Annotated in this window: 22 protein-coding genes and 1 pseudogene; 2 read left to right on the top strand and 21 right to left on the bottom strand. The window is 38.3% G+C overall.

All coding sequences use genetic code 11. The features are described 5' to 3' along the window. Positions 1-79 precede the first annotated feature (79 nt). The 8 genes and pseudogenes from I579_RS07400 to I579_RS07360 form a co-directional block, all read right to left on the bottom strand. A complete protein-coding gene (locus tag I579_RS07400) occupies positions 80-2719 on the bottom strand; it encodes a calcium-translocating P-type ATPase, PMCA-type (protein WP_051091753.1) in 2640 nt (879 codons plus the stop codon). A gap of 192 nt (positions 2720-2911) precedes the next feature. Continuing rightward, positions 2912-4684 carry an oleate hydratase gene (locus I579_RS07395; protein WP_010754238.1) on the bottom strand — a complete coding sequence of 591 codons (1773 nt, stop codon included), beginning with the start codon at positions 4682-4684 and terminating at the stop codon, positions 2912-2914. A gap of 448 nt (positions 4685-5132) precedes the next feature. Beyond that, entirely contained in the window at positions 5133-6311 is a 1179-nt protein-coding gene (locus I579_RS07390) for a tyrosine-type recombinase/integrase (protein ID WP_010718181.1), read from the bottom strand. Between the two features lie 103 nt (positions 6312-6414). Continuing rightward, complete coding sequence (locus I579_RS07385; protein ID WP_370570052.1) at positions 6415-6672, bottom strand: helix-turn-helix domain-containing protein; 258 nt, start codon at positions 6670-6672, stop codon at positions 6415-6417. Positions 6673-6794: 122 nt separating this feature from the next. After that, positions 6795-7382 (bottom strand): annotated as a pseudogene (locus tag I579_RS07380) (IS30 family transposase); the annotation flags it as partial. A gap of 176 nt (positions 7383-7558) precedes the next feature. Further along, positions 7559-8700 (bottom strand): IS3 family transposase gene (locus I579_RS07375; RefSeq protein ID WP_155854779.1). Its coding sequence is split into 2 segments (ribosomal slippage): positions 7559-8472 and positions 8472-8700, totalling 1143 coding nucleotides; the frame shifts between segments, so codons are not numbered across the junction. Positions 8701-8725: 25 nt separating this feature from the next. Next, positions 8726-9334, bottom strand: a complete 609-nt coding sequence (locus I579_RS07365; protein ID WP_010754240.1) for a VanZ family protein — start codon at positions 9332-9334, stop codon at positions 8726-8728. 64 nt (positions 9335-9398) lie between these two features. Next, entirely contained in the window at positions 9399-10319 is a 921-nt protein-coding gene (locus I579_RS07360; protein WP_010754241.1) for an LCP family glycopolymer transferase, read from the bottom strand. A gap of 142 nt (positions 10320-10461) precedes the next feature. Between I579_RS07360 and I579_RS07350 the strand changes: the two genes are divergently transcribed. Further along, positions 10462-11603 (top strand): IS3 family transposase gene (locus I579_RS07350; protein ID WP_129316744.1). Its coding sequence is split into 2 segments (ribosomal slippage): positions 10462-10690 and positions 10690-11603, totalling 1143 coding nucleotides; the frame shifts between segments, so codons are not numbered across the junction. 352 nt (positions 11604-11955) lie between these two features. On the opposite strand, the gene tagD is transcribed toward I579_RS07350, so the two are convergent. The 13 genes from tagD to I579_RS07285 form a co-directional block, all read right to left on the bottom strand. Beyond that, positions 11956-12360: a glycerol-3-phosphate cytidylyltransferase gene (tagD, locus tag I579_RS07345; RefSeq protein WP_010754242.1), complete on the bottom strand. Its 405-nt coding sequence runs from the start codon at positions 12358-12360 to the stop codon at positions 11956-11958. A gap of 58 nt (positions 12361-12418) precedes the next feature. Continuing rightward, positions 12419-13855: an oligosaccharide flippase family protein gene (locus I579_RS07340; protein WP_010754243.1), complete on the bottom strand. Its 1437-nt coding sequence runs from the start codon at positions 13853-13855 to the stop codon at positions 12419-12421. Further along, positions 13848-14960 carry a CDP-glycerol glycerophosphotransferase family protein gene (locus I579_RS07335; RefSeq protein ID WP_010754244.1) on the bottom strand — a complete coding sequence of 371 codons (1113 nt, stop codon included), beginning with the start codon at positions 14958-14960 and terminating at the stop codon, positions 13848-13850. The genes I579_RS07340 and I579_RS07335 overlap by 8 nt, the downstream gene beginning before the upstream one ends. Positions 14961-14977: 17 nt before the next feature. Next, positions 14978-15910: a glycosyltransferase gene (locus I579_RS07330; RefSeq protein ID WP_034810621.1), complete on the bottom strand. Its 933-nt coding sequence runs from the start codon at positions 15908-15910 to the stop codon at positions 14978-14980. A gap of 13 nt (positions 15911-15923) precedes the next feature. Further along, positions 15924-17228, bottom strand: coding sequence for a hypothetical protein (locus I579_RS07325; protein WP_010754246.1), 1305 nt, complete (start codon positions 17226-17228; stop codon positions 15924-15926). Then, positions 17228-18232: a glycosyltransferase gene (locus I579_RS07320; protein ID WP_010754247.1), complete on the bottom strand. Its 1005-nt coding sequence runs from the start codon at positions 18230-18232 to the stop codon at positions 17228-17230. The genes I579_RS07325 and I579_RS07320 overlap by 1 nt, the downstream gene beginning before the upstream one ends. 74 nt (positions 18233-18306) lie before the next feature. Then, positions 18307-19437 carry a glycosyltransferase family 4 protein gene (locus I579_RS07315; protein ID WP_010754248.1) on the bottom strand — a complete coding sequence of 377 codons (1131 nt, stop codon included), beginning with the start codon at positions 19435-19437 and terminating at the stop codon, positions 18307-18309. Next, on the bottom strand, positions 19434-20075 hold the full coding sequence (locus I579_RS07310; protein ID WP_010754249.1) for a sugar transferase: 642 nt from the start codon (positions 20073-20075) through the stop codon (positions 19434-19436). Before I579_RS07310 ends, I579_RS07315 begins: the two co-directional genes overlap by 4 nt. A 4-nt stretch (positions 20076-20079) precedes the next feature. Next, positions 20080-21027, bottom strand: coding sequence for an NAD-dependent epimerase/dehydratase family protein (locus tag I579_RS07305; RefSeq protein WP_010754250.1), 948 nt, complete (start codon positions 21025-21027; stop codon positions 20080-20082). 58 nt (positions 21028-21085) lie between these two features. Further along, entirely contained in the window at positions 21086-21850 is a 765-nt protein-coding gene (locus tag I579_RS07300; RefSeq protein ID WP_010754251.1) for a tyrosine-protein phosphatase, read from the bottom strand. A 27-nt stretch (positions 21851-21877) separates the two neighbouring features. Continuing rightward, complete coding sequence (locus tag I579_RS07295; RefSeq protein ID WP_010754252.1) at positions 21878-22582, bottom strand: CpsD/CapB family tyrosine-protein kinase; 705 nt, start codon at positions 22580-22582, stop codon at positions 21878-21880. Positions 22583-22595: 13 nt separating this feature from the next. Continuing rightward, positions 22596-23372: a YveK family protein gene (locus I579_RS07290; RefSeq protein ID WP_010754253.1), complete on the bottom strand. Its 777-nt coding sequence runs from the start codon at positions 23370-23372 to the stop codon at positions 22596-22598. A 48-nt stretch (positions 23373-23420) separates the two neighbouring features. Then, on the bottom strand, positions 23421-24305 hold the full coding sequence (locus I579_RS07285; protein WP_010754254.1) for a hypothetical protein: 885 nt from the start codon (positions 24303-24305) through the stop codon (positions 23421-23423). Between the two features lie 140 nt (positions 24306-24445). Here I579_RS07285 and I579_RS07275 point away from each other — a divergent pair. Beyond that, positions 24446-25587, top strand: a protein-coding gene (locus tag I579_RS07275) for an IS3 family transposase (protein WP_129316744.1) whose coding sequence is annotated in 2 segments (ribosomal slippage) — positions 24446-24674 and positions 24674-25587 — 1143 coding nt in all. Because the reading frame shifts where the segments join, the coding sequence is not laid out codon by codon here. The last annotated feature ends 9 nt before the right edge of the window (positions 25588-25596 follow it).

The following is a 25596-nucleotide window of genomic DNA, read 5'->3' as shown; positions in this document are numbered from 1 at the left end:
CACTCGTTGTTACTTTTACTCCCAGATTTTTCCAAGGAGTAAAAGCTAGCAAACGAGCGGGTCCGGTTCATTATTTTTCTTAGTGTGCTGCTACTTCAGCCACGTCTTCAGTAGTGTTCCCTTGACGACGAAATGCTTTGGTAATTTCACTAACAATCAATGGTACTAAGGACAACGCAATCACGATGATCCATTCGGTACCGGTCAAGCTTTGAACTTTGAAGATTTCTTGCAAGAATGGAATGAACAAGACAGCCAATTGCATGGCTAAACTTACAACAAAGGCTTTGTTCATGGCGCTGTTGGAGAAAACCCCAATGCTAAAGATCGAGCGAGTTTCACTACGAACGGCGAAGGCCCGGGTTAATTCCCCGAAGACCAAGGTAGCAAATGCCATGGTGTTGGCAGTGCCGTCAGCGATGTTTGGATCAGACAAGACGTATTCCCCTAACCAGTAAGCGGCTAGCGTAATCGCTCCGACCAAGACCCCGTAGAAAATCATGCTGGCAGCAAAACCATCGGCGAAGATGCTCTTTCTAGAATCCCGAGGTTTTTGTTTCATCACGCCAGGTTCCACGGGTTCCATCCCCAATGCCAACGCAGGTAGAGAGTCGGTTACCAGGTTCAACCATAACAATTGAATCGCCACAAGAGGCATTTGGTGGAAGTTCAAGGCAGTCGCCACGAAAATCGTGATGATTTCCCCGATATTACAGCTTAACAAGTACTGAATGGATTTCTTGATATTGGAGAAAATCCCCCGACCTTGTTCTACCGCATGAACGATCGTCGCAAAGTTGTCATCCGTTAAGATCATGTCCGCAGCGCCTTTGGCTACGTCTGTCCCGGTAATCCCCATGGCACAACCGATATCGGCTACTTTCAAGGCGGGCGCGTCATTGACCCCATCCCCGGTCATGGCAACAACCATGCCTTTTGCTTGCCATGCTTTAACGATTCGCATTTTATGCTCTGGTGAAACCCGGGCATAAACGGAATATTTGGTAACTTCTTCTTCCAAGATTTCTTGGGGCATTAAGTCTAGTTCGGCACCGGTTAGCGCCAAAGCCCCGTCCCGGAAGATATCCAATTCTTTGGCAATGGCTACGGCAGTCAACTTGTGGTCCCCGGTAATCATTACTGGACGAATCCCAGCTTCGTAACATTGTTCAACAGCTGCTTTGACTTCTTGACGAGGTGGGTCGATCATTCCGACTAAGCCCACAAAGGTCAAGTTGTTTTCCAAATCTTCAGAGGTTAACTCTGCTGGTACTTCGACGATATCTTTATACGCAACGCCTAAAACCCGCAATGCATTCGACGCCATTTCGGCATTTTTCTCGGCTATTACTTGAGCTTGAGCTGCTGGCAAAGTGCAACGATTCAACAAGACATCTGGTGCCCCTTTAACCATTACGCGGTAGCCTTGTTCCATTTTGTGCACGGTACTCATGAGTTTCCGTTCTGAATCAAAAGGAATTTCCGCTACCCGAGGCATGCCTTGTTCCAATTGATTTTTGTCCAATTTTTCTTCAAACGCTTTTGAGACAAAAGCCGTTTCGGTAGGATCACCGGTTACGTTAAAGTCGCTTGTGCTAGTGACGGTCAATTTAGAGTCGTTACACAACGCCCCAATCGTCAAAATATCGGTTTCCGATTGCCCATTGTCCACAAAGGTTTCCACGATGGTCATCTTGTTTTGGGTCAAGGTACCAGTTTTATCACTACAAATAACCGAAGTTGCCCCTAAAGTTTCCACGGCTGGCAATTTTTTCACGATTGCGTGACGTTTTACCAAACGTTGTACCCCGAGTGCCAAGACAATGGTCACAATTGCGGCCAAACCTTCAGGAATCGCCGCTACCCCTAAGGAGACCGCCATCATGAAGATTTCCAAAATCGGACGGTGATACAAAAGCCCTACGATAAACATCAAGACACAGATACCTAAACAGATAATGGACAACATCTTGGAGATTTCTGCCATTTTTTGTTGCAAAGGTGTGGTATTGTCGTCTTCGGTAATCAAAAGATTGGCAATCCGCCCCACTTCGGTTTTCATCCCCGTGTCCGTTACAACACAGGTTGCCCGGCCGTTGGTGATCACCGTAGAAGAAATCAGCATATTCTTCCGTTCTGCTAAAACCGTATCTTCTGGCAGACTATCCAAAGCCTTCTTGTTCACTGGCACGGATTCCCCGGTCATGGCAGACTCGTCTGCTTTCAAATTCGCCGCCGTCAACACTCGAGCGTCGGCAGGTACCAAATCACCAGCTTCTAATTCAATGATATCCCCGGGAACCAAAGTCGCAGTTTCCACGTGTTCCAGTTTGCCATTGCGGATGACTTTCGCTAAAGGCGCAGACATCTTTTGCAAAGCTTCTAGGGATTTGCTGGCATTGTTCTCTTGAGAAATCGAAATAATTGCATTGATTACCACGATTAAGAGGATAATCACGGAATCGATCCAGTCTTCAAATCCACTGGACACATAAGATAGAAACGCCGCGATTAACAAGACGATAATCATCGGGTCTTCCAGTTGGCCTAGCACTTTTTTCAGCAGGCTCTCTTGTTTCTTTACTTCTAATTCATTTCTACCGAACGATTGCAGTCGTTTCTCTACTTCTTGACTGGACAACCCTTCCTCGACATTTGTATCCAAAGAGCTTAAAACTTCCTCTTGGGATTTGGCAAACCATAACGCCACAGTATCCATCTCCTACTTTCTTTTCTGAATGTTTCCTTGTTATTGTACTTCATTTTCTGTATTTTTTCATTGGTTATCAAAAAAAACACCTGGAAAACTTTTTGTGCTTTCCAGGTGTTCCTAAGACTTCGCTAACTAGGATAAGTCAGCTCGGTATAAATTCCGAAGCAGACTGCTTCTCGCTACTTGTGCTTACTTTTCTCACAAGAGATGGTTGTCTTTTAAGACATCCCCAATGTACGTATGATCAACTTTCTTGGCGAAGTGTTCCAAGACGTGTTTTTCCACAAAAGGCAAGTCCATTTCCGATAATTTCTTCCGGTCGGATAAATAGTAAACAGAACTTGCCAAAGTGCGCAAGTCGTAGGCCGAATCAAAGACTTCCGGCACTCCCCGTTCCACATCCAATAATTGGTAAACAGCTTCCATGGCGGTCCGCACAGAGTATTCCGTGGTGAAGACCGTATCTCGTTCTGTATCCGCAAAGTTGCCGATAAAGGCCAAGTTTTTCGAACCTTGTGGCAAGACTTTTGGCCGGTCTCCAGGTTCCCGCAACATGAAGTAAGACGTGATAAAAGGCATATAAACCGGAATAACGGTACAAGCTTCTGCTGCCATCTTTTGAATGTCGGCTTCAGGTACGCCTAAGTGGTACAAGAGTTCTTGAGCGATTTCTTCTCCGGTACATTGTTCGATCGGTTTCTTCACGTAATTGCCCACTTGATTGGATAAAAGACCGTAAATCCACATAACGGTTTGATTGGCATTTTGTTCTTTGAAGTGAGGTTGACGGTGAATGGCAAAGCTCATCAACCAGTTGGAGTCTTTAACGGTAATGATTCCGCCTGTGACGACTTTCCCTGTATTGAGCTTCCGCTGGGTCAAGCGACAGATATAGGGTTCAATCGCCGCCGTGTCCCAAGTAGCCGTAGCCGAAACAAACCAGCTTTCTTCCGGCAAATTGTCGCAGAAGACTTCTGGATGACCAAATTCTGGAGATTGTTTCGCCAAGTTCTTCCATAGATTCCAGCTACCGCCCAACTCGTGGGTAATCGGTGCCGGTGTGTGGTGGTCTCCTTGAGTGGAGCTTTCTGTAATGGAGCCATTCGTCACGAAAACCAGGTCATTTTCCGTCAACGGAATTTCTTGGGTCTTCCCTTCTTTTGTTAAAAGTAGCGTTTGTGCCACTTTGGTTTCCGGAGTAATGGCTACTTTAATATCGTTGATTTTCGTTCCGTATTGGAAGTCGACTCCTTGATCTTCCAAGTAAGCAATCAACGGTTTCACTAGTGATTCGTATTGATTGTAGCGGGTGAATTTCAATGCGGTAAAGTCCGGCAAACCTTTAATATGGTGAATAAAACGCATGACATAGCGGCGCATTTCAATAGCAGAATGCCATTTTTCAAAGGCAAACATCGAACACCAGTACAACCAGAAATTCGACTCAAAGAATTCTTCCCCGAAAACATCCTCGATTTTTTTACCAATCAATTGATCTTCTGAGGTCATGAAGAGTTCTACTAATTCTTTTTGCGCTTTTTTCGACAAGGTGAAATCTCCATCGTCTGCGGCCCGTTCGCCCCGATTATGGATAATCCGACAGTTGGAAGAATTGGGATCATCTTGATTCAACCAGTAAAATTCATCCAAGACAGAGGCATCCTCGACTTCTAAGGATGGTACGGAGCGGAAAAGATCCCACAAACACTCGAAATGATTCTCCATCTCCCGGCCACCCCGGGTCACAAAACCATCGTGGGGGATGAACTTCCCATCCAATGATCCACCAGACAAGGACAACTCTTCAAAAAGATGGATGTGTTCCCCTTTCATGTGACCATCACGAATCAAAAAGACCGCTGCCGCCATACCAGCTAAGCCGGCTCCGACGATATAGGCACTCTTGTCATCGACACCCTCGGGTTTTCTTGCACGAGCAAACGCTTCATAGTTCCCATTTGTGTATCTCATGATTTTCCCTCCAATAAATTATTTTTTCAGTACGCATTTATTATAACGGGCTACCCCTTGAGACCAAAAGATTTCGACTTCTAAACCGCTAGACAATCAGACAATTAGGAGGAGTTGTCTAAATTTCGCTCCATCAGACAAAAAAAGCTCCAACCAAGGGAGCTGTATCTAAAATTGAACCATCCTACTCATTATAGAAATGATGCGCTTGCCCCCAGTCATCATCCTGAGCTCCATTTTCTTGATTGAAATACAACAAAAAACCCCTGATTTCTCAGGGGTTCCAATCTTTCGATAACTAAAATTAACGACGGATTTCTTTGATACTTGTGAAAAGTCGTTAAAGTATTGATATAAAAAGATTTTTATTACCTCTGACTACACTTTGACTAGTTTATGAAAAATTGGCTCTTTAAGAATCCTATAATACCAGCGTTTTCACCGTATTTTAGTCTTCCAAAGAACGAAATGCAAGTAATGGTTTTACCTTTTCATTATTAGTCAAATGACGGTAGATTTTTGAAGTCGTTTTGTCCGTATGACCTAATCGATCCTTCAAGACATCCCAACTACAATACTCGGCTACTAGACTAGCCATTGTGTGGCGAGCTAAGTGAGTATGGAATGACTTTCCAATCCCTGACCGCTCCACGCACCGCTTAACGTGATCATTTACATATTCCCTGCGATAAGGCACCCCACGTTTACTAGCATCGAGATAAACAAATAAATAAGTCTCATCCACAATAAAGCGATGATGCCCTCTCATCTCAGCTAAAGCACGAATCAATTGCTTTAGCTTTTCCATCGCCAATGGTGTTACCGGCACTCGTCTAGCAGAACTAACTGTCTTAGTAGTTTCAATACGAAAATCTTTACTCTTTCCTTTAACCGCTGTCTGTTTATAGAAGAGAATTTCATTTCTTTGAAAATCAATATCTTCTGGTTGTAAAGCAAGTGCCTCACTAACACGGCAGCCTGTATAGAATAGAACATGAAAGAGAACTGACATAGGTAATTCTTCATGGACAATCCCATAGTTCAAGAACGTCCTCAACTCATCTACCGTCAAAAACTTATCTTCCACATTATTGACAGCTTCTTTCAAATCCCGAACGGTTACTTGATACTTAGGTATTCTGACTGTCTTCATTGGATTTTCACTTACTAACTGCTTTTTGAGACAGTACTTGAAAACCATGTTTAGGACTTGAATCAGAGATTGTAGACTATTTTTAGCATAGCCTAGGTCTGTACCGTTGAGGCCTCGTTCCTTCAAGTTGAAAACCAACTCTTGTAGTTCATCTGATGATAAATCACAGAGTCGTTTATTGCCAATCCAACGATTGATGATAGTCAGTTGTTCTGCTCGCTTATCATAGGTCGATTCTTTTTGTTCATTTAAGGACCGGTAATATTGAAACCATTTTTCACCTACAACGCTAAACTTGTCGTTGCTTGCAACAATCCTTTTCTTGTGTCGTTGCTCCTTTTCCATTTCCAGATAAGCAAGTTGTGCTTCCTGTTTTGAATTGAAACCACGTCTTGTTGTTCGAAATGCTTGAAAATACCAAGTGACTCTGCCAGTAGAACTAATTTGTTTTTTAAAACGATCTTTTGTTTTCATTTATTGATTCCTCCTATTTCGAAGGAACCCAACAAGCGAAAAATCTTTGGAAATCTTTCTATCTATGCTTCCATTGTACCGCATCTTAATAAAAAGATGTAACCTATAAAGATCGAAGTAGTCGCATTTGTTCACGAAAGCCATCTGCATCACTCTTCCTCATCCATTCTAAAACATCGTCTCGCAGGTAGTGTCCTCGAATTCCATACCAACAAGACGGAAAATCGCCAAGTTTGACCAAGCGATTTAACGTACTATCACTGATTTGAAAAAGACGTTTCAAATCAGTATTAGTAAGTACTAGTGGTAGTTGCGCCATAGCAAGTAGCCTATCTGTGTATTCTTCTAGTTTCTTTTGCAAGTACGGATAAAAATCAGTTTCAAGAACTCTTTGATTAGTAGGATATTCCAATTGCTTCACCTCTTCTCTATCGTAAAAAATCTTCCCAGTATTTCTAAACAAAAATTAGGTATTCTCAAATGTCAAATTAAGCTAGACAAATCGTCCTGACGCACATGACTCAAAAATACTTCCAATGGTGTCTTGTAATGCAGTGATTTTCTGGGAATATGGTTTCTTTTAGAAGCGACACTCTGAATGAATGATTCGGGGACTTCTCTGAAGTCCATTGACTTAGGAAGCCCATCTTTACGAAGCAACCCGTTTGAATGTTCGTTCAGCCCGCGTTGGGAAGGAGTTCCGGGATCAGCAAAAAAGATCTCGATATCATTAGTATTGCTGATCGATTTCCAGTTGGAAAACTCTTTGCCACAATCAAAAGTGATGGTCTTGAAAAGGTGTGGTGGAAAAGTTTGAAACCAATGATTCAATGTAAGTTCAATGTCTTTTGCCTGTCTACCAGCGGGTTTTAAGGTAATGATTGCTTTGGATAGGCGCTCCACTAGCGTAATCACAGCACTTTTGTGCTTCACTCCAACAATTGTGTCACCTTCAAGGTGACCGAATTCTTCATCGAAATTCTGATAGCGGGCGTTTCTTTCGTGAATCGTTCTTTTGTAAGCTTGCTTACCACGTTTCTCTTGGTGTCCATTGGGTTTACGCTTCCCTTTCTGGATTTGAGTCAATACCTCGGACACGATTTGTGAGAATTTTTTCGAGATTCCAGCGGGTGAGTATCTCATCGTTTCGACCAGCCGTCAAACCAAAACCGTTTGACCGCTGATCGAAGCGATGAAGTTGAAGCCCTGTGGAAATCTCGCCAAAAAATGTAGGTGGTAGCTAGAAACTAAGCTTGCAATGCCAACTCCTCCATCTGATTTGGTGTTAAATAGTTGATACTACTATGGATTCGCTTGCGATTGTAAAATCCTTCAATGTATTGAAATAACGCTAAATGAGCAGCTTCAAAGTTTTCATACGCTTTTGATGGATAGACTTCTTCTTTTTTGAGTGAGGCGTGAAACGATTCGATACCGGCATTATCGTAGGGACAGCCCTTACGACTGAAGGAGTGCCGAATGTTCAATTCATTCAGCTTTGCCTCATAGGCTTCGCTAGTGTACTGAGAACCCAAATCTGAGTGGATGATCAAGTTCTCGGAGGGTGTTTGGTTTAAGAGCGCATGGTCAAGGGTTTCGATAACCAATTCTTTCGTCATCTGCTTGCCAAACTTCCAACCGATGACTTTCTTTGTGTGGAGGTCTTGGATAGTGGAGAGGTAGGTCCAGCCATCTTTTAGGGTATGAATATAGGTAATATCTGTCACCCATTTTTGATTGATCGACGTAGTGGTAAAATCTTGGTTTAACAGGTTTTTACGTCCTTCACTTTTAACTTTCGCTTGTTTGCCAGGCTTGTACTTCTTGAGGGTGACTGAACGCAAGCCTAATTTTCTCATCAGTATTTGTACTTTCTTTAAGGACAAGGTCTCGCCACGGCCAACAAGAATCTTATGAATTTTAGGCGCACCATAGATACCCTTGTTTTCAAAGTAGATTCCTGAAATCAAGCGGTTTAAGCGTTTGTTTTCTGATTGGCGCTTGGAAGGTTTCTTTTTCTTCCAGTCATAGTAGCTGGATTTCGATGCTTCCAAAACGGTACACATTTGTTTTACGTCATGATCATGAACATTTGATTGAATAAATTCGAAGACATCACTCATTTTTACTTTTGAGCGAATATGGTTAAAGCCTTTTTTAGGATAGTGTTTTCCTCCTGCATGCGGGCCATTTCCTTTTTCATCGCTAGGATTTCTGCCTCAGTCATGCCGGTTGCTACATTCTTTGTATGAAGCTTCTTCCAACGATAAATCGTTTGTGTAGCGATACCATATTGCGCTGCCAGTTCCTCGACCGATTGGCCAGACTGGTTTAAATCTAAGATCATCTTCTTAAAGTCTTCATCAAATTTTTTCTTGGCTTTTGCCATCGTGGACACGTCCTTTTCTTAGTAGTTAGATTCTACCAAATCGTGTCCATGAAATCATCCTAACATCAAAATGCTCATGCAATGGTGGATAAAGATGATATCCTAGCAGGCAACCGATAAAGTTTAAGAAGATATCACTTATCGCAAATGTGCCAAGGTAAAACACAAACTGTATCATCTCAATCCCCACAATCGTCAGGAGAGCTACGATGACAAACTCCCGATAACGAGCCTTCATCCCATACAAAAGTCCCAGTGGTATGAAGTAGCAAACATTTAGTAGTGCCTCAAGCCAGCTTAGCCTCCCACCCATCAAAAAGTCGATAGGATTCAGAATCAAGGCCTGATAACGGGGAGCCTTGGTGAATAAAACGACGAACAATAAGAACAAATACACACTAAAAAATAGATAAAGATAAACTACGGATAATTTTCCTAAAGACCACTGTAGGTAAAACAACCAAATCACCAATGCAAGAAAACTGATTAACACCAATTCAGTATAGACAAAACGCTCCATCGTCTGGGCAATCCGAGGATACCCCGCTAGAACCGGCAGAGCAATAAAGTGGATTAACAGACCACTGACGCCCACCGCGACTAGCAACGCCACCACGTTCTTGATTACTCTCACGTCATCCACTTCCTTTCACAAAAATGGCGCCCCACATCAGGACGCCATTCATCACTATTGGTACTTAAAGGTCCAACTCACCTTTCAAGATGTCTTGCACCCGTTTCAACTCATCTTCGGAAACCCGTTGGTAACTGATATTGTCTTGCATGAAGCCTTCTCCTTGCATCTGTTCTGTCTTCACATTGGTAAAGGCATCCCGGTAATTCAAGGCAATCTTCTTCATGTCAGCAAAATGCATATCCGTGGTCACATTGGACTCCATCGCCTCTAAGACTTCTTGATACTTAGTAATCCCATCCATCGACAACAGCTTCTTCACGACACCGACGACGATGGCTCGCTGCCGTTCTTGCCGACCATAGTCTCCTCGAGGATCTTCCTTACGCATCCGGGAAAAGGCAAGTGCCCTATCGCCATCCAACGTGTTTAACCCATGCTTGAAGGTATAGCCACTTTGAGTGAACTCACCACTATTGGAAACTTCCACGCCACCTACCGCATCCACCAGTTCCTTGAGGCCTTTCATGTTAATAGCTACATAATGATCAATCGGAATATCCAGATAACTTTCCACCGTATCCATCGACATCGCCGCTCCACCAAAGGCATAGGCGTGGTTAATCTTATCATCTGTCCCATGACCCACGATCGGCACATAGGTATCTCTGGCAATGCTGACAATCGTAGTCTTCTTATCTTTCGGATTAACCGTCGCCACCATCATGGTATCCGAACGCCCTTGTTCCGTCCGACCCAAGTCCCCGGTATCAATCCCAAGTAACAAGACTGAAAAAGAATCTTGCTCTTCCAAGTCTACTGCCTGTTCCCGCTTGGCTGGGTTTTTACGTTTAACAGATTCATACGTCTGATCCGCTGACCCTCGGACATCGAAATAAACCTTGGCACCAAGTCCGACTACTACCAATGTGATTGCAAGAATTAGTCCCACGATTCCTAAAATGATTTTTTTCCCTATTGACAATGAATGATCCCTCGTTTCCCTGACTAAGTTAAACAATAGTACTGCCTATTTACTCAATAACACGCTATTCTTAATGATGTTAGGATGATTTCATGGACACGATTTGGTAGAATCTAACTACTAAGAAAAGGACGTGTCCACGATGGCAAAAGCCAAGAAAAAATTTGATGAAGACTTTAAGAAGATGATCTTAGATTTAAACCAGTCTGGCCAATCGGTCGAGGAACTGGCAGCGCAATATGGTATCGCTACACAAACGATTTATCGTTGGAAGAAGCTTTATACAAAGAATGAAGCAACCGGCATGACTAAGGCAGAAATCCTAGCAATGAAAAAGGAAATGGCCCGCATGCAGGAGGAAAACACTATCCTAAAAAAGGCTTTAACCATATTCGCTCAAAAGTAAAAATGAGTGATGTCTTCGAATTTATTCAATCAAATGTTCATGATCATGACGTAAAACAAATGTGTACCGTTTTGGAAGCACCGAAATCCAGCTACTATGACTGGAAGAAAAAGAAGCCTTCCAAGCGCCAATCAGAAAACAAACGCTTAAACCGCTTGATTTCAGGAATCTACTTTGAAAACAAGGGTATCTATGGTGCGCCCAAAATTCATAAGATTCTTGTTGGCCGTGGCGAGACCTTGTCCCTAAAGAAAGTACAAATACTGATGAGAAAATTAGGCTTGCGTTCAATCACCCTCAAGAAGTACAAGCCTGGCAAACAAGCAAAAGTTAAAAGTGAAGGACGTAAAAACCTGTTAAACCAAGATTTTACCACTACGTCGATCAATCAAAAATGGGTGACAGACATTACCTATATTCATACCCTAAAAGATGGCTGGACCTATCTTTCCACCATCCAAGATCTTCACACAAAGAAAATCATCGGTTGGAAGTTTGGCAAGCAGATGACGAAAGAACTGGTTATCGAAACCCTTGACCATGCGCTCTTAAACCACACGCCCTCCGAGAACTTGATCATCCACTCAGACTTGGGTTCTCAGTACACTAGCGAAGCCTATGAGGCAAAGTTGAAAGAATTGAACATTCGGCACTCCTTTAGTCGTAAAGGCTGTCCGTATGACAATGCCGGTATCGAATCGTTTCACGCCTCACTCAAAAAAGAAGAAGTCTATCCATCAAAAGCGTATGAAAACTTTGAAGCTGCTCATTTAGCGTTATTTCAATACATTGAAGGATTTTACAATCGCAAGCGAATCCATAGTAGTATTAATTATTTAACACCAAATCAGATGGAAGAGTTGGCATTGCAAGCTTAGTTCCTAGCTACCACCTACATTTTTTTTGCGAGATTTCCACAGGGCTTCAACTTCATCGCTTCGATCAGCGGTCAAACGGTTTTGGTTTGACGGCTGGTCGAAACGATGAGATACTAACCCGCTGGAATCTCGAAAAAATTCTCACAAATCGTGTCCGAGGTATTGACTCAAATCCATAATAATAATTAAATTAGTGGGGGATGTCAAAGCAAATTTGATCTGTGGTTAAATAATAGAAGATTCTCTTAATGAGAGTAATCAATAACCTGTTCGTACTTCGCTGAGTTAGTTTATAGATGCGCTTTTTAAAAATTCGCTAACTACTCTATCCATAATCTGAAAATCAAAAATATTATCTATTTTTTTCCTCTAAATCTCTCTTAATCTGGGTAGTGGAGATTTCCGGTGTCCGAGGCAAATAAATCACCTCAGCCTCAGTCTGATCTTCAATAAAATCAAACTTGCCAGCCCAATCATCACCCATGACAAATTTGTCAATGTGATACAATTCAATATCTGTTGTTTTTTGTTCCCAATTTTTTTCTGGAATAACCAAATCCACATAGCGAATTGCTTCTAATAATTGTTTGCGTTTTTCATAGGAGAAATAGCATTTCTTTTGTTTTTCATCCCAGTTAAACTCATCAGTAGATAAAGCAACAACAAGATAATCACCTTGTTCCTTCGCTCTTTTAAGTAAATTAATATGACCATAATGTAACAAGTCAAATGTTCCATAAGTGATGATTCTTTTCATTTTAGTTGCTCCTTTTATTTCTTTTAGACGTTGCAATATTACTATAACTAAAAATCCATCATTTATTATGTTTATAAATTCTCTTTAATTTAATAAAATTAGTTCTCAATCTTTTATTAAGTAAAATACAAATCAATAAATAAAAGATTAAATAAAAGATTGCTTTTCCGAATACACTTAATAGATTATTCCCTAAATAAGGTACCTGATATACAATGAAAACTGAGATAATAAAAGCCGAACAAAATGTCCAATCCATTTTGAAGATTTCCGAAAAAGATAGATACTTTCGTGTTACATAAATTCTTAGGAAACAAATTATTCCTTCCGTAAAAACTAAAATAATACTGGCACCCACTGCACCATAGAGTGGAACAAATATATATAATAATATTGGATTAACTACGGCGCCAATTACAAAAGGTATAGTATAATTCACATATTGTCCCTGTGATAAAGTAAATTGATTTGAAAATACCCCCCCAAACGAAATAAAAGGAATTAAAAGGGAGGAGATAATGAGATTAATTTCCATACTTTGAAATTTTTCTCCAAAAAAAATTGGAATAAACTCATGGGATACCACTATTATTTCTCCACAAAATAATAGCGATAAAAATAGGGTTAAATCAATTGAAGTCTTCATCAACGAATTACGCTCGGACCTATCTAGCTTAACCATTTTCGGCATAAGTATTAAACTCATTGATGAAACGATAGAGTTTATAATTCTGGGTATCTTCTGAGATTGATCATAGAAACTCAGTTCTGTATTACTCAATAACCCCCCTACAATGGTCTTATCCAAAGAACTATATACCTGAATTGCAATTTGTGGAATAAGTAAAACCAAAGCTGCTTTTATAAAGAACATTTTGTTTGTTCTTAAACGTGAAGAACTAAGTCTCAGCGGACTGAAAAATTTCCTCAGATTCCCCCAAAAAATGATATTACTTAAAAGCTGTCCAACACAATTTATTACTACATAAAGGTAATAGTCTTCAATATTTTTAACAAAAACTATAGTTAAAATAAGTGTGACAATTTTAATAAACAGATTTCTTAAAACCACACTAGTAATTTGCTCAATGCCCCAAAAAAACCAAGAAATATCTAGAATATAACTAATTAACATTGGTAAAAAAAGTAGTGCAATAATATGAGTCTCATTCATTACTTTAAGTAATACAAAATATATTGGGATTGTTACAATACCTACTAATAGTTGCATTTTCCAAAGAGAGGTAAAAGTATTCAAAAGGTCATTTTTACTACCCTCTTCATTTATTTTCGATATTTCCCTAACTCCTAACTGATTAAGTCCCATCATCACGAACGAACTTAAAAAAGTAATGATGCTGGTCACATAAGAGTAACTTCCTAGCAATTCAGGACCTAGTACCCGCGACACATATGGGATAGTTATCACTGGAATTGCAATAAGAAAAAATTGATAAATTGCATTAAAAATGAGATTTTTGACTGTTTTATTCAATTACTAATACCTCACTAATGAGAAAATTACATAAATCTATAGTACTCGAATTATTATTACTACTTATAATCGATTTTAAATAATTATATCTGTCCTGATAAATTGGGGTATTCCAGCCTTGTTTTTTTACTTCACTTTCTAATTCCTCTTGGGTTTTTACTATCGGTCCAGGAACAAAATTTTCATAGTCAAAATAAAATCCTCTTTCAGACGTCTGATATTGATTAAGATCATACGCAAAGAAAACCATTGAATTCTTTAGTAGAGAATAATCAAAAAATAATGAGGAATAATCTGTAATCAGCACGTCAGAAACTAGCAACAACCTATTTACATCTGTGTTTGATTTAAAATAAATTACATTGTCTGATTTATAAGAGTCGTTGGCTGTAATATTAGGGTGAAGTTTAACTAAGATTCTATAATTATTTCCAAGATTTTCGCTAAACTTTTTAAGATCGATTGGATATGGAAAACCCAACATTCCATCTTGACGAAAGGTTGGTGCGTATAACACGTTAATTTTTCCATCAAGCAAATTCAAATCTTTTTTTATAGTTTTTATTTTCTCATCAGTATTTACCAAAAAAAAGTCTTCTCTTGGAAGTCCTTGATTCCTTATTACTCTGTCATCAATTTCAAAGGCGCTCTGAAAAAATCTATCAAAATACTTTGATGGAGATAAGAACATATCCCAATATTTTGCAGATAATATCCATCTTCTCTTTTCAGTTTTCAGAGTTTCATCTATGATATCATTACCGATTTTTTTTAAAGGTATCCCATGCCAGGTTTGTAAATAAAAGGTTTCCCGTCTCGGTTTCATAAACTCACTAGTTGTAACATTAAAAATCCATAATTTTGAAGTAGCACAATAAAAATAATATTTCATACTGCCAAATTTGACAAATTGAACATTCTTATCTTGTATCTTTGATTGGTAGTACGCATCATTAAGAACGATAACGTGTTCAATTGATTTATTATCGTTTGATAAGGAACGGTAAATTTCCAACGGACTGTCAGAAAATTCTTTCCCATAGTGAGACATATAAAGCACCCGATTGCGGGTTACGGGCAGTAACTTAAAAAATGTAAAACACATAATATTGATTACTTTTCTTATTCTCCACATGCTTTTTTCACCATCACTTTATAGCTAAGAAGCATTTTAAACATATATCTAACTAGTTTATTCATTAAAAGACTTGATAGTACATCACCATATCCCGTAAGTGAAAACTTATTTTTTTGTATTTTTTCAACACCCAAAGTAAATCTTTCATAATAATAGTTGAACTTCTGTTTCTGTTTATTATTAGTAATAAATTTTTTATATTTTTTTTCTGAAAATACGTCTGATTTATCTTTAATTCTCTTTTTATAGTCTTCTCGAATAAATATATCAGTCATTATTTGTCTGTATACATTACTTTTTGTCATACTATTCTTGCGAATACGATAATATAATAAATAGTCTGGCAAAGACCTTATTATTATTCCTGCTGATAACATTCGCAACCATAAATCATAGTCCTCTGCGGTTTCTAATTTCCTATACCCCTTCATTTTCAAAAACGCTACTTTTTTCCCCATAACGCTAGGATGAATAATTGAAGAACCAATCGGTAAAATTTTTTCTATTGCCTCTTTAGTTGTTGGAATTTCAGATTTTTTTCCAATTAGTTTTCCATCCTCATCTATATAAAAGCAATTTGTACTCAAAATATCTGTACTCGGATGATTTAAAAAATGAGCTATCTGCCTCTCAAATCTATCCTTAGCCGATATATCATCAGCATCCATTCTCGCAATAAGTTCTCCATTTGCTTCTTGTAATCCAATGTTTAGGCTAGCAGCTAACCCCATATTCTTTTTGTTTGATATAATATGAATTCGATTATCCATTTCTGCATATTTCTCAACGGTACTTAATAAATTCTTATTATTTGGATTATCTATAATAATTATAAACTCAAAATCTGTGTAACTTTGTTGTAAAATCGAGTCAATCGCTGAAGAAAGTTCCTTTGTTTCTTCATTGTAAGTACTCATGATAACTGAAATTTTAGGCACGTTCCCCAAAGTGCTTCCTCCGTTCAGACATAATAATCAAATTTTTAACAACCACTAAAAATACTAAGGGTATACCGCTTCTCATAAGTTCGCCTTTATAATTACCAATCAATACTAATACGAACAAAGTAAACGGTAATAAATCCAATCTTCTTAAATCAAAACTTGCTTTATCATTAACAGATATAAAATCGTTCCTCTTATTTAAATTTGAGAGTGTGTATAATAAAATAGACCCATATTGTAAAACAATATAAATTAAACCACCAAGATATATATCGTTAATATATCCGATATCTGATCTAGGCAATAAAATATTTGATGCAGTTCCGCCAATAACTCGTGTCCCTAGTCCAAAGATTAAATCAAATCCACTAGGTAACACAAAACTGTTTGATAATGCAGCTATATTTCCTGTTTTTACATTATCTCCAAAAAGATTCGCAATATCTCCAACCATTAACATGAACCATTGATAAGTATTTGGGCTGGCTATTTTTATGACCATTAAAGATGCCCATGTAAAGCTGCCAATAATCAATAGGTAAAGGAGACTCTTTCCTATATAATTTGGATTATTGATTAACAACAATAATAACATCATTACTGCCCCAATAAAAAATATGACTAATCCAGTTCTTCCATTTAGAATTATCACTAAAAAAATAAAAGGAAGATATAATAAATATTTACTATTTTTTATCATAGATAGCCAGAGTAAACAAACTCCTAATAATCCATGGTAAATAGGAGTAAAAAATGTATAATCTCCACTTATTCCATATATCCTCATTCCAGAAATAAAAATATTCTCTTCCCTACCAAGATAGTATAGTTGAAGTGCAATTTGCTTTGTAGAAGGGAGAATCAGCATGATAATACAAAAAACAGCTTGAATCATCGCTAAATTTGCAAGAAAAAGAATCGCATTTTGAAAAAGACTATATTTGTTGTTCAATCTAATATGATATCTATTTAAGAGATACGTCCAAGTAAAAATTTGAATGATAATATATACATTTTGCAAAAAGCGATTCTGATACCCATTTTGCATAGAGATTAAAAGTAAGTAGGCTGCGTTAAGAAGAATACAAAGAAAAACCACCTGAACTTCTCTAGATAAAAATGGAGAGACTCTTTTTGCAAGAATTTTTTTTAAAAAGAGTGAAACTAACATTAACATTCCAATGAATCCAATTATTACTTGAGAAGGAACACCGAATCTCAAAAAAAGTTCAGGACTATAAACCACATAAAAACCAACTACATACAAGCAATACGTTTTAATTCTTTCCATTATCTATTACCGTATAAATCTGATAAACGTTTTTTAAATAATTCGGAATCAGAGTAGGAGCGAATGCTTTTTTTTGCACCTTCTTCCAATGATCTGTACCTATTATTTTCCAACAGATTTAATATCCTTTCTACCATTTCCTGTTTTGAATCTACAATAGCCCCATTCATATCATTTACAAACTCAGTAATTCCACCGTTATTATATGTAATAACTGGAACGCCTAACTGTAAGCTTTCTGCTGCGGCTAAACTAAATCCTTCCCATAATGATGTAACAAGCATTATCTTACTATTTGAGATAATACTTTCTGGATTATGTACAAATCCGAACATATCAATATCAAGGGAATTTGTATCGATGTATTCACTTACTTCATCTCTAAGTGATCCATCTCCTAAAATAGCTCCTTTTAATTTCAAGCCTTTTTTCGTTAATGTATTAAAAATCTCCAGATATTCAATTGGATTTTTTACCGGTTCAAGTCTTCCCAGAAAAATCAAATCATATTTTTTTTTGACAAGAGTCTGAACTTCCTTCATTGGTAGTAGATAATTGGGTAAAATTACTTTTTTATTTGAAGGTAATGAAAATATATATTCGTTAAAAAAATTCTCGGAGACAGATACTATTTTGAAAAATTTTCTAGCACGTATATGATACAGCGTTGATTTTAATCCTTTCTTACTAATCCAACTAGGATTTTGATGTATATGTGATATAACAGTAATACTTTTCGGTAAAAAACTAGCTACTATACTTGCCTTAAAATCATGCGCATGTACAATATCAATTTGATTTTTCTTGCAAATACTATATAACTGAGAATATAAGTTGCCCTTTTCTAAAGAAACAAACGGGATCTCACTTTGTTCTAAGATAGTACGAATTGGGCCGTCAAAAGAGCAATAATATGCAAAACCTTCTGTATTTTTAATAATATTAATTGCAACTTTTTCTGCTCCTGATAATCGATCTGTAAAAAGCAAATGCAAAACCTTCATATTTTCACCCTTAAAAAAATTTTTGATAAAACAGATAAGAAATTGATTCCTACAATTTCAAAAAAATTTAACCTTCAAATACTTCTATATATTTTAAGCATTTTCATATTTACAACAGAAATATCATATTTCATTGATTTTCTGTAATTATAATTTCCAAAATCATTTAGATGGTGATTTGATTTTAAAACTGTTGATATAATATCAGTTACATTTTTAGAGTCTTTAGGATTAAACAAAATCCCACCTTTGTTATTATCCACCAAATCAATATTACCTCTAATATTTGATGCTAGTATTGGCTTTCCCTTTGCCATCGCCTCAATAACAGAAACCGGAAGCCCCTCTCTAAAAGAGGGGAAAACAAAAATATCTGATTTTTCTAAGACATCACTAACATCAGTTCTATATCCCAACAATTTCACGATATTACTTAAATTATTTTCCTTAATATAATCTTCATATTTGCTTTCATTTTCACCTGTACCACAAATCCAATATTCTAAGTTTTCTTTATCAGGCAAATACTTGATTGCTTCTATGACTGTCATATGATTTTTGTTATTATTTAACTCTCCAACAGAAAGTAGAATCAATTTATCAGACCCATTTGACTTAGTACGATTATCTTTAGGTTTAAATTTTTGAATATCCACACCAACTCCTGGGATTTTCTCAACCTTTTTAAAACCCATTTTTTTAGCACGTTCATAATCTTCATTATTAATTGTTATTAACACATCTGTTTTCGATGCCAAGAGACGCTCAACAGGATAAAAAAGAAGCCAATCGCGTTTTCGTCCCCCTTTAAAGAACTGAAAACCATGAGCAGTATAGATTATTTTAGTTTTATGTTTAATATTGGCAACTCGTACTAATGCACTGGCCAAAGGAGAATTTGTGTGAATAAATTTGTATTGCTTATCTGAAATTAATTTTCTTAGTTGCAAAACAACTGCAATATTTCTTTTTGGAGAACCTATTCCTCTTTGAAAATCAACTTGATGAAACACAATACTATTCTCTTTAAAGGAAGTGAACATTTTGTTTTTTTTATCTTTACTGATTGGATCTATTTCACCAAAATTTGCTGCAACTTCAACATCGTAACCTTCGTCTTTAAGCAGAGAAATATTCTCCATATTAAAATTTGCAATCATGGATCCAACAGCACCAACAATTAATACTTTATCCTTCTTACTCATCTCGCACCTTCCCCTGTTAAAACAATTCCCACAGTTTTTAATAAAATAGCAAGATCCATTTTTAAAGACTTATTTTTAATATAATATAAATCTAGTTCCAATTTTTCTTCTGGTGAAATATCATAACCACCATTGACTTGTGCCCAACCAGTTAATCCCGGCTTAACTTCCATTCGCTTTGGAAAATTAGGAATCTCTTTTGAGAATTCATCTACAAAAACTTTCCGTTCCGGTCTTGGACCAATAATGCTCATATCACCTTTTAAGACATTAATAAGTTGAGGCAATTCATCAATCCGTGTTTTCCGAATAAAATGACCTACTTTGGTAATCCGATCATCATTTTTATCTGCCCATTTGGCACCATTTTTTTCAGCATCTAATCGCATGGAACGTAATTTAATCACCTTAAATTCTATACCTAACAACCCTAAACGTTTTTGAAGATAAAATGGATTTCCAGGACTCTCTACCATAATCGCTAAAGTGGTAACTAAAACAATTGGTGTTGCTGGAACTAAACCAATAATTGAAAAGACAATATCAAATCCTCTTTTTAAGGTACTAGATAAACCATTTTCCTGATTATTTAAACGATAGGAATCATTCATCTTCATTAAATCAATCCGCTCCTCCACTTTCTTACCTCCCTAAAAATTCAACCAACTTGGATAAACCTTGGAAAATTGTGTTTTCAACTGTAAACCCTAATGATTTCAATGCTGAAATATCTGCCACAGAGCGATGAATATCTCCTACTCTAGCTGCTTCATGCGTGACTGGTAATTTAAAACCATAAATTTTATTTAATTCAGCGATAACCTGATTTAGGTCAGTTTCTTTTTCAGTACCGACATTAAATACTTGACCTAAAGAATTTTCAGATTCTGCTACTAATAGTAAGGCATGTAGTACATCTTCAATAAAAATAAAATCACGAACTTGGGTTCCATCACCAAACAATGTAAATCCAATCTTTTCTCCATGAAGATTTCGCGTATAGCAATCTAGTAAAATTGAAATCACACCTGAATAAGGAGATTCTGGGTTTTGATTTGGACCGTAAACATTAAAGAAGCGTACAGCAGAAGCTGGTACGTCGTACAAATTATTAAAAATAACCGCTGTTCTTTCAGCAGCAAACTTATCAACTGCATATTGGGTCATTGGTTTGATTGATGAGGTTTCTTTTTTTGGTAATTCTGGATCATCACCATAGACAGCTGCAGATGAAGCAAAAACAAACCGTTTTAAATTTTGTTGGTGTTTACGAATAAAATCCAAGATATTCAAAACTGCATTGTAATTAACTTCATGAGTTTCTAATGGACGGGCAACTGAATCCGCAACGCTTGCAACCGCTGCCAAATGAAAAATATAATCAAACTGATGATTTGTTAGCACTGATTCCATTAAAGCCCCATCTATAATCGACCCTCTAATGAATTCTACTTTTGAAAGGTCATTGAAATTTTCAATTTTCCCCATTGATAGATCATCAACCACAACTACCTCATGACCCTGAGCGATTAACATATTAGTCAAATTAGAACCAATAAATCCTGCTCCACCTGTTATCAAATATTTCATGTAAAAAATCCTCCTAAGATCTCTCCAATTATCCATAAAAAGCGATATTTCTAAAAAACTAAAATAATCCAAACCGTTTCTTCTTAACTTCTGTATAATCTGGGTATGTGACCGCATCCCCATTTATCAAATCTTTCGCCACTTGTTCCATAGCTTTGACTTTTTCTTCATCAAAGTCATGTCCGATTTGGCGAAAGGCTTCTTTCATTGCAAACGTTCTTTTTTTGATACCATGAGCGTCAGACGCCATAATCTGAACGAGGTTATGCTCAACCATCTGTTTTGCCGCCTTTTGGATGTCTTTACCAAAGACACCTATGTAGCTTGGAGCGGTGAGTTGCGCGAGGCACCCCATCTCCAAGTATGGAATCAGGCGATTGGGATCTTCGCGAAACTTCGCATTTCTTTCCGGATGGACGATGACTGGCACCTTTCCCATATTTCGCAGCTTGAAAAAAAGTTGCTCCGTATAGGCTGGGACATCCATCGTAGGAAATTCAATCAAAAGATAGGTATCTGCCAAATCTGTAAACAAAATCTGATCTTGTTGGATTTCTTCTACTAAATCCCCCGTAATCCGCACCTCTTGCCCTTCCAGTAGGGTCAGAGGGAGGTTACGACGATCGAGTTCCGCCTGGAGCTCAGTCACTTTATCGATAACCGCAGCTTTCGGATTCACATATTTCCCATTATTATGATGGGGGGTACACAAGATATGTGTGATGCCTTGGCTGATGGCTTTTTCTGCCATGGCAATGCTATCAGCTAACGTATCTGCCCCATCATCTACTCCCGGTAAGATATGACAATGAAGATCAATCATCCAATCTCCTCCTCAAATCAATTCAACTTAATTACCATAATAATAGTAGTAACCTTGGTCTTTCATATTTTGCGTGCCATTGTATACCACGCCTAATACTCGCGCTTGCACCATTTCCAACAGATTTTTCGCATTGGTTAATGTATCTTTTCGCGTGACGTTTTCTCTAACAACTAGCAGTGTGCCGTCAGCTTTTGACGCCATAATCTGAGCGTCCGTCACGGCGACCACAGGTGGCATATCGAAAATAACAACATCATACAGGTGGCGCGCTTCCTCAATAACTTGGTTCATACGTACAGAGCCTAGTAATTCAGAAGGGTTTGGCGGCTTAGGCCCACTTGGTAAGATGGACAGATTTTCGATTCCGACTGTGCGCGTATTTTCCAAGACGCTTTGATTGGTACTCAAGACGAGGCTCAGACCGGTATCATTACTTAACCCAAATGTTTTGTGAACCGTTGGCTTACGCATATCCGCATCCACCAAAAGCACACGTTGACCGGAGCTAGCGAAGACCACGGCAAGATTCGCTGAAATCGTGGATTTACCCTCTGCCGGTCCAGATGATGTCACGACGATGGTCTGAATTTTTTTGTCTGCTGAAGCAAACTGGATATTGGTCCGAATCGTCCGGTATTGTTCTGAGATTGGTGACGTTTTGTCTGCTAGTGTGATGAGACTGACGGCACTAGTTTGTTGGCTATGATGTTTACTGTTTCGTTTTCCCATAATCGATATCTCCCTATACTCGTGAGCGACTGCGACGAGCTTTGTCTTGTTTGTTTGTGGAATTGTCCTGCTTTTGCACTGCAGTCACTGATTTTGTTGTCTTCTTAATTTCTTTATCTGTCATTTGTGGGACTGAGCCAAGGATGGTAAAGCCGAGATTTTCTGCTACGAACCGGCTATCTTTGACGGTACGGTCCAACAGTTCCAATAAGAAGGCCAAGCCAACCCCTACCATCATCCCTAGAACCAAGCCGATTGCTAAGTTCAGCTTGTTGTTGGGAGAGACTGGTGTCATGGAGGCTTGTGCATTTGAAATGATTGAAATCTTGTCGACATCCAAAACATCTTTGGCATTTTCTTGGAAGACTTTCGCTGTGGTGTTGGCGATATGTTCCGCATCCACTGGTTTTGTATCGGTTGCTACGATGGAAAACATTTGGGAATTCTGGGATTGTTGGACTTGGATGGCACCTTTGAGTTCACTGACAGTTTTATCCAGATTATATTCTGACTCCAGACGATCTTTGACAGTGCCCATGACCAAGTCGCCAGTAATCATATCTTTATACGTATTAATCATCAATAAGTTCGTATTGACATCTCCGGCATTGGTACTGTCGGTACGAGGCAGCTTCACAATCAGCTGGGCCTGCGAATCATATTTTGGTGTGATGATAAAGAAGGTGGCAACCCCTGCTAGGGCTAATCCAGCAAACATACTAAGTAATATCGTGGTGATGTGTTTTTTCAAAATCTCGAAAATCTCTTTTAAACTGATGGTTTCTTCCATTTCTTGTCTCCACTTTCTCTCTCATTTTCTCTAGATGGATTGAATTGTTTATTCGTAATCCTCAGTATACTCATCTTCTGTGTAGGTCTCATCTTCGTAACTAGTATCATCTTCAGAGTAAGTCTCTTCTGATTCGCTTTCGTTATCTTCACTGGTGGAAACACTACCGTAACCTAGCTGTTCACTGATTATATTTAGGGAAGTAGTGAAATCGGCTTTTTTTGCCTCGTTACGAACTTGGCTGATACTGTCAGCTAAAGCGATGTAATTATCGTATGTGGCATTTTCAGTGATTTGGCCATCTTTCAGCAATTCCCCTAGCGTTGTTTCAATCTCTTTGATGCGGGTCAGCTGCGCATCTGCAAAATCTAGATACTCAGTGATATTTTTTTGCCATTGGTCAGCTAACGTCGACAGTTTCAAGGTTTCTCGAATTTCTCCGATTGATTCGTCTGAAATGTCTTTTTTAATCACTACATCATTAACCGGCTTCTGCCAAGAACTCACAGGATTCTCAAACAAGTTATTGGTCTTTTCTTGAATAGTTAATTTGTCATTGACCAAATTAACTTTTTTCACAAGGGCGTCTTTGGTCTCTTGAATCCCCCCAGCATCGTCTGTTAGGTCTTCTGCTTGAATATGGTATTCTTCAGCATCAACTTTGACAGATTCAAGCTTTCCTCGTACGGCCGCAAGCTCGGACTCCGTCAAATTTTCTCTCAAAAAAATTGATTGACCTTCTTGATAAAACGAATCAATGGTTTTTGTGAGAGTCACTAACTGCTCTTGGCTTTTTGCAATGGTGCTATTGGCGTACTGAACTCGTTGTTCATACTGATGTGTTTTATCGGCTCGGTAACCGATGTAACATATACCCAGTGCTCCGATACCGACGGCTACGACAGCTAGGCCTTTTGCTAAGGGTCTTCCCATCTAACTTTACTCACTCCCAAAAAATTGTTATTTGTCACAATTGTTCATATTATACTATATTCAACTAAATATTGATGTTAGGATGATTTCATGGACACGATTTGGTAGAATCTAACTACTAAGAAAAGGACGTGTCCACGATGGCAAAAGCCAAGAAAAAATTTGATGAAGACTTTAAGAAGATGATCTTAGATTTAAACCAGTCTGGCCAATCGGTCGAGGAACTGGCAGCGCAATATGGTATCGCTACACAAACGATTTATCGTTGGAAGAAGCTTTATACAAAGAATGAAGCAACCGGCATGACTAAGGCAGAAATCCTAGCAATGAAAAAGGAAATGGCCCGCATGCAGGAGGAAAACACTATCCTAAAAAAGGCTTTAACCATATTCGCTCAAAAGTAAAAATGAGTGATGTCTTCGAATTTATTCAATCAAATGTTCATGATCATGACGTAAAACAAATGTGTACCGTTTTGGAAGCACCGAAATCCAGCTACTATGACTGGAAGAAAAAGAAGCCTTCCAAGCGCCAATCAGAAAACAAACGCTTAAACCGCTTGATTTCAGGAATCTACTTTGAAAACAAGGGTATCTATGGTGCGCCCAAAATTCATAAGATTCTTGTTGGCCGTGGCGAGACCTTGTCCCTAAAGAAAGTACAAATACTGATGAGAAAATTAGGCTTGCGTTCAATCACCCTCAAGAAGTACAAGCCTGGCAAACAAGCAAAAGTTAAAAGTGAAGGACGTAAAAACCTGTTAAACCAAGATTTTACCACTACGTCGATCAATCAAAAATGGGTGACAGACATTACCTATATTCATACCCTAAAAGATGGCTGGACCTATCTTTCCACCATCCAAGATCTTCACACAAAGAAAATCATCGGTTGGAAGTTTGGCAAGCAGATGACGAAAGAACTGGTTATCGAAACCCTTGACCATGCGCTCTTAAACCACACGCCCTCCGAGAACTTGATCATCCACTCAGACTTGGGTTCTCAGTACACTAGCGAAGCCTATGAGGCAAAGTTGAAAGAATTGAACATTCGGCACTCCTTTAGTCGTAAAGGCTGTCCGTATGACAATGCCGGTATCGAATCGTTTCACGCCTCACTCAAAAAAGAAGAAGTCTATCCATCAAAAGCGTATGAAAACTTTGAAGCTGCTCATTTAGCGTTATTTCAATACATTGAAGGATTTTACAATCGCAAGCGAATCCATAGTAGTATTAATTATTTAACACCAAATCAGATGGAAGAGTTGGCATTGCAAGCTTAGTTCCTAGCT

The organism is Enterococcus asini ATCC 700915 (assembly GCF_000407365.1).
GTDB classification, from domain to species: Bacteria; Bacillota; Bacilli; order Lactobacillales; family Enterococcaceae; genus Enterococcus_C; species Enterococcus_C asini.
Note: the sequence above shows the minus strand (reverse complement) of the source record. Positions and strands in the feature narration are given on the sequence as shown.

Bases quoted from the DNA above. Each gene is read 5' to 3' on its own strand.
- I579_RS07285 (WP_010754254.1), bottom strand. From the start codon at position 24,305: ATGGGAAGACCCTTAGCAAAAGGCCTAGCTGTCGTAGCCGTCGGTATC.
- I579_RS07335 (WP_010754244.1), bottom strand. From the start codon at position 14,960: ATGTGTTTTACATTTTTTAAGTTACTGCCCGTAACCCGCAATCGGGTG.
- I579_RS07400 (WP_051091753.1), bottom strand. From the start codon at position 2,719: ATGGATACTGTGGCGTTATGGTTTGCCAAATCCCAAGAGGAAGTTTTA.
- I579_RS07395 (WP_010754238.1), bottom strand. From the start codon at position 4,684: ATGAGATACACAAATGGGAACTATGAAGCGTTTGCTCGTGCAAGAAAA.
- I579_RS07305 (WP_010754250.1), bottom strand. From the start codon at position 21,027: ATGAAATATTTGATAACAGGTGGAGCAGGATTTATTGGTTCTAATTTG.
- I579_RS07290 (WP_010754253.1), bottom strand. From the start codon at position 23,372: ATGGAAGAAACCATCAGTTTAAAAGAGATTTTCGAGATTTTGAAAAAA.
- I579_RS07390 (WP_010718181.1), bottom strand. From the start codon at position 6,311: ATGAAAACAAAAGATCGTTTTAAAAAACAAATTAGTTCTACTGGCAGA.
- I579_RS07300 (WP_010754251.1), bottom strand. From the start codon at position 21,850: ATGATTGATCTTCATTGTCATATCTTACCGGGAGTAGATGATGGGGCA.
- I579_RS07295 (WP_010754252.1), bottom strand. From the start codon at position 22,582: ATGGGAAAACGAAACAGTAAACATCATAGCCAACAAACTAGTGCCGTC.
- I579_RS07325 (WP_010754246.1), bottom strand. From the start codon at position 17,228: ATGGAAAGAATTAAAACGTATTGCTTGTATGTAGTTGGTTTTTATGTG.
- I579_RS07330 (WP_034810621.1), bottom strand. From the start codon at position 15,910: ATGAGTACTTACAATGAAGAAACAAAGGAACTTTCTTCAGCGATTGAC.
- I579_RS07320 (WP_010754247.1), bottom strand. From the start codon at position 18,232: ATGAAGGTTTTGCATTTGCTTTTTACAGATCGATTATCAGGAGCAGAA.
- I579_RS07315 (WP_010754248.1), bottom strand. From the start codon at position 19,437: ATGAGTAAGAAGGATAAAGTATTAATTGTTGGTGCTGTTGGATCCATG.
- tagD (WP_010754242.1), bottom strand. From the start codon at position 12,360: ATGAAAAGAATCATCACTTATGGAACATTTGACTTGTTACATTATGGT.